Source organism: Thiolapillus sp. (assembly GCF_048562965.1).
In the GTDB taxonomy this organism is placed as follows: Bacteria; Pseudomonadota; Gammaproteobacteria; order Chromatiales; family Chromatiaceae; genus Thiolapillus; species Thiolapillus brandeum_A.
The window spans coordinates 1-4,425 of sequence record NZ_JBHNMF010000279.1 but is presented as its reverse complement, the minus strand read 5'-3'; the positions used below and the strand labels follow the sequence as shown (position 1 = coordinate 4,425).

The 4,425-nt window shown below is 52.8% G+C and carries 6 protein-coding genes; 5 read left to right on the top strand and 1 reads right to left on the bottom strand.

Translation table 11 applies throughout. The features are described from left to right. From ACOCD2_RS13185 to ACOCD2_RS13165, 5 genes are all read left to right on the top strand, one after another. The coding region (locus ACOCD2_RS13185) for a hypothetical protein (RefSeq protein ID WP_419625728.1) at positions 1-1,606 on the top strand (1,606 nt) is incomplete at its 5' end. 166 nt (positions 1,607-1,772) lie between these two features. Continuing rightward, positions 1,773-2,024, top strand: a complete 252-nt coding sequence (locus ACOCD2_RS13180; protein WP_419625727.1) for a hypothetical protein — start codon at positions 1,773-1,775, stop codon at positions 2,022-2,024. Positions 2,025-2,112: 88 nt separating this feature from the next. Further along, on the top strand, positions 2,113-2,661 hold the full coding sequence (locus ACOCD2_RS13175) for a glycoside hydrolase family 73 protein (protein ID WP_419625726.1): 549 nt from the start codon (positions 2,113-2,115) through the stop codon (positions 2,659-2,661). Positions 2,662-2,919: 258 nt separating this feature from the next. Continuing rightward, positions 2,920-3,330, top strand: a complete 411-nt coding sequence (locus tag ACOCD2_RS13170; RefSeq protein ID WP_419625725.1) for a hypothetical protein — start codon at positions 2,920-2,922, stop codon at positions 3,328-3,330. 26 nt (positions 3,331-3,356) lie between these two features. Further along, the gene (locus ACOCD2_RS13165) at positions 3,357-3,578 is read left to right on the top strand and encodes an acyl carrier protein (RefSeq protein WP_419625724.1); all 222 of its coding nucleotides are present in this window, start codon (positions 3,357-3,359) and stop codon (positions 3,576-3,578) included. 364 nt (positions 3,579-3,942) lie between these two features. Here ACOCD2_RS13165 and ACOCD2_RS13160 read toward each other — a convergent pair. Continuing rightward, the coding region (locus ACOCD2_RS13160; RefSeq protein WP_419625723.1) for a DNA cytosine methyltransferase at positions 3,943-4,425 on the bottom strand (483 nt) is incomplete at its 5' end.

Here is a 4,425-nt window from a genome sequence, read left to right as displayed (position 1 = left end):
CGTCAATGTGGTCCGACAGGTAGCTATCACACTTCAGGAAGGTGTCACTGCGGTTGATGATATCGTAGTAGGCTGGGAATACACAGGCGTGTATAAGACAGGTGTCCGTCCGTTCCGGACTACTAGCGATTACACCTATTTCACGGGGCTAAAACAGCGTGAGACGGCTGGTGCCGGAAACACGAGCTGTACCGTCTCTGTGCTGCTGGGTGTCTGCGCAAATGACAATACCGCTGATGCAGACACCAGCTTTGACACCTACGTATCGGGTACACTGAAGGGCTCAGAAACGCATACCCTCTATACCGGTAAGTATGGCTATAAAAAGCTTGCCACATCCTGCGCACTCGCAGGGATCAAGACGCTGGAGAAGCAGCTCACCGTGGAGAAAGTACCCACCACCGGTACATCTGCAAATGCAGCAGGCCTGTCTCATATCAGTCTGGACTTTGCCACTACGACAATTGCTATCACAGCCTCAGGCACGACCGGGGGAGGGCTCACGGAAACCACATGGGGTGACGTCTACGACAGGATCCAATACCTGCTGTACACAAAGGATTACATTGCAAAACCGGATTTCACCAGCGTGGCAGGTGACACTATCGACCTGGGTTCCTGGGACATTACCATTGATAATGAACTGCTGAAGGAAGGAACAAAGGTCAAAGGCATTCGGACACAGGGCAATATCACCCTCACCAACGGCGGCAAGTACACCGGTAAAGTGGAGTCCGCAGACGGCGTGTGCGTGACACTGGTATCCAACAAAACGGATACCAGCTTCTACGCCATGGGTTCTATTTCTCCCTATACGAAGTACCTCTATGAAGCAAGTGCAGAGCGCGTGGGCTTCGTCGTGCCAAAAGGTACCGCGGTCACCGTGTGCGCTTATGCCCGGAACACCTACTCCAAGACGTTCACCGTAGACACCAGCAAAGGTGCGAAGGTTATCCCCCTCACCCTGTCCAGCAACGACAGCATCAAAGCGGTGAACACAGATACCTACTACAACAGCATCAGCTGCACCTACGACACCTCAAATACTGCGAATGAGGGTGAGCTCCATGTGTCCTTCAACAGTGCAATGGAAGTGCCCTCGGATGATGGCTCCATCTACGCCCTGCTGGATCGTATCATGCGCACAGAGCCCGCCCTGCGGATGGAGTGCGTGTATCTGCCCATCAAGACTGAGATGGCCATGGAGATCACCAGCAATGGCGTCATCGTGCGTGCTCCCTACATCCGGTTTATCAAGGGCAGCAGCGTAACCGCACAGCAGCGCGTGAACCTCGAAACGTATTTCAGCACCATCGAGGCGCGGGAAATCGATCCCACCTATATCATAAATCCCAAGCGTGCGGACAGTACCTACGTGGAAGTCCACACCAACAACGGCTCGCTGGATCCGCTGGAATTCGCGAAGCGGGTCTGGAAGGAAGCCACCATGGTTCACGACATCCACAAGCGCCTGGCATTGAAGATAAATACCCCGGTGACAAACAGCAAAGATGGCACGGTCACAGTGGACAACATCACGCTGGAAAACACAACCAGCCAGCAGACACCTCCAGTTACCGGGGGTGTTGTCCAGGAACGCAAATAATGGTAGGCTTCAGTTTCCTATCATTCGGAGAAATACCATGGCTAAACTTGCTATGTACCATGTAGCGCGCTGGACGCCTGTACTGATGCTGGCGGCTGCCGTCGTAGGCACCATGCTTCAGACCCCATCCTGTGCACCTGTACCCTAACCTAACGAGGAAACCCTGATGAAATCACTTATTATCACCCTACTGGCGGCACTTACCCAGGTACCCCCCGTGTTCGCGGATCCTGCGCCCTTTGTAAAGAGCGGCAATATCGGCTTGCCTGCACCTAAGATCACTGAAACGATGTGCGCCGTGAAAGGTAGCAACCCTGTTCGAAAAGTTGCCTGCCTGGTGTTCGAAACCAAAGACAGCAAGCTGTGCCGACCCACTAAACCCGGGTTCGCACCACGACCTGAACTGGTATGTCCGTAATACACTACGGGTCCTACAACCGCTAAGCAAACAGGCACCGGGGTCTTCCAACCCTGGTGCCTTTTACCAAATACTCGGAGAATTCCTAATGCAAGAAACCTTTATAGCCGTCCCAAACCCTGACTACGTAGAAGATAAGTCAGAATTCAAGTTCACCCCCGGCAACCCCGAAGCCTTTACCAGCTTCATGTTTCTCGCATTTAAGGACTGGCTGACCTGTGAAGGCTTTGACCCCAAGATCGTCATCGCTCAGTCCGCACTGGAAACCGGCTGGGGCCAACATACTCCCGGGCACAACCTCTTTGGTATCAAGAGCTATCACGAGGACCACATGGGGACCCGGAAGCTGGTCACTACCGAAGTCGTGAACGATAAAGAAGTCCATGCGCTTGCAGCATTCTCATCACCAAACAGCTTTAATGCGTCTGTCCGTGCGTATATCCACCTTATCAAGCACACACGCCGGTACCGGCATATCATGGAACTCTTCAAGGGGCTGCCCGCCACGGCTGAAAACGCTGAAAAGTACATCACAGCCGTGCATGATGCCGGGTACTCCACAGACCCTAAGTACGTCATTAAAGCTATGGGCTGCTATAACCGGGTTTCAAGTATCATCAACAGCATGGTGAACTGATATGGAGCCTTATATAGAGAGCGATGGAACACCAACAATGGCACTACCTAAGAGTGCCCGGGATAGTGTCCGTGTCGTAGACCTCGCCATAGAGTTGTTGCGCGCCAAAGAACACCTATCAGAGGACGGCGACGCGCACGCCAAAAACGTGGCTTATCAGCTGAGCAATATAAACTATGATGGGTCCCTACTTGCTAAGGCACTTATGGGGGAGCACGTGCACGTAGACCCGAAATTGCTTAAGTATCGGAGAACAATATGACAGAGAATGAATCAACACAAGACCCCTTGCAAAGTGACAATGTGCGTGGCGTTGCCAGGCTGAAGCTGATCGTAGTGTATCTCGGTCTTTTCATGGTCTCGCAACTGTCCCACATTCTGGCTTCACTCTACCTGATATTCTGCCTGATCATTGGCAGGAATACCCCCAGGCTGTTCCGGCTCCTGATTACGTGGGACTACCTGTTCAACATCACCCTGAACGGGAAGCTGGGCGAAACCTACAGCCATCGGGTAGCCCGTGACTGCTTTGAAAAGCGACAGTTCCTTGGCTGCTTTGTGTGCAGGTTTCTGGATCTTTTCCAGAAGGATCATTGCAAAACCACCTATGACGGTCATAATGCAGAAGCCCGTCCCTTCGAACCTAAAGACGTGGATACCAAGCTATGATTGATGACCCGACAAAAGAGGAAATAGTGAGTCTGGCTAAGGAGTATCTCGATGAGAATGGCTACCTGACACCTCCGAATGTAACCCTGAAATCCGGGCTGGCAGAGGAGCTTGAACTGGATTCTCTGGATTCTGTAGGTCTGCTGACCTACATCGAGGACACGCTGGGCTTCGCCATACCACAGGAAGAAGCCCGGGGTATCCGAACGCTCCAGGACATCTATAACTGCTACAAAGAATACGCATGAATCAGCAACCCACACTCGGTGTGCTCTGCGGCGCGGTATCCATGGCTACGCTCGGCGTATTCTGCCAAAGTGGATCCCGCGCGCGCATTGCTGCTCCCCTGTCCGTTGGGTGCATGATGGCACCCCTGTAATGCTTCGCAGCGTGTTCCACACTAGCTTTAGGCTTACGCATCCGCCCTCTGGGATCAGAATAGAGATCAGCTGCCGGGGAGGGAGAGACCTGGTATACAAGAAAGAGCTGGCAATACGATTACTGCGTTCAAAGCTGTATATGCACCGGCATCCAGAGCTGGGCGTTGAGAAAGTGTACGACCTCCCAGATGATGCCCCCTACCCCCACGAATTGATAGATTATCGTTGACGCTCACTCACGATAATGCCACGGCAGCATGGCATGCATTATAGCCCATATCACGCCTGGTACTACTGAATTGCCAAACTGTTTGTAAGCCTGAGTGTCAGATACTGGGATCTTAAAGTGCTCCGGATAACCCATCAGCCGCGCACACTCGCGGGGTGTCAGCTTTCGGGGGTTCTTATGCTCCCCCTGGTGTATAAGAATACTTTGAGCCGATCTGGCATAGCTTGCCGTCAGCGCCCCGGTAACATCACCCGGGTGATATATCCGATAGCCAAACGTATTCCCCTTAGCCGCCTGCTTAATCGTATGGGCGCGTAAACCCGCCATATATCTATCGCTCATCGTGTATTTCACGGATACCTGAGCATGCGGCTCCAAGATATGCCGCAACTGGACATACCCCTTCGGCGGTTTCCTAAACTTATCCTCCTCAAACTCAGCCCATGGCCCCCTAAGATCATGCCAGTATGAGCCTACGTCCGCTTG

Excerpts from the sequence above, each read along its gene's own strand:
- ACOCD2_RS13170 (WP_419625725.1), top strand. The coding sequence starts at position 2,920 with ATGACAGAGAATGAATCAACACAAGACCCCTTGCAAAGTGACAATGTG.
- ACOCD2_RS13180 (WP_419625727.1), top strand. The coding sequence starts at position 1,773 with ATGAAATCACTTATTATCACCCTACTGGCGGCACTTACCCAGGTACCC.
- ACOCD2_RS13175 (WP_419625726.1), top strand. The coding sequence starts at position 2,113 with ATGCAAGAAACCTTTATAGCCGTCCCAAACCCTGACTACGTAGAAGAT.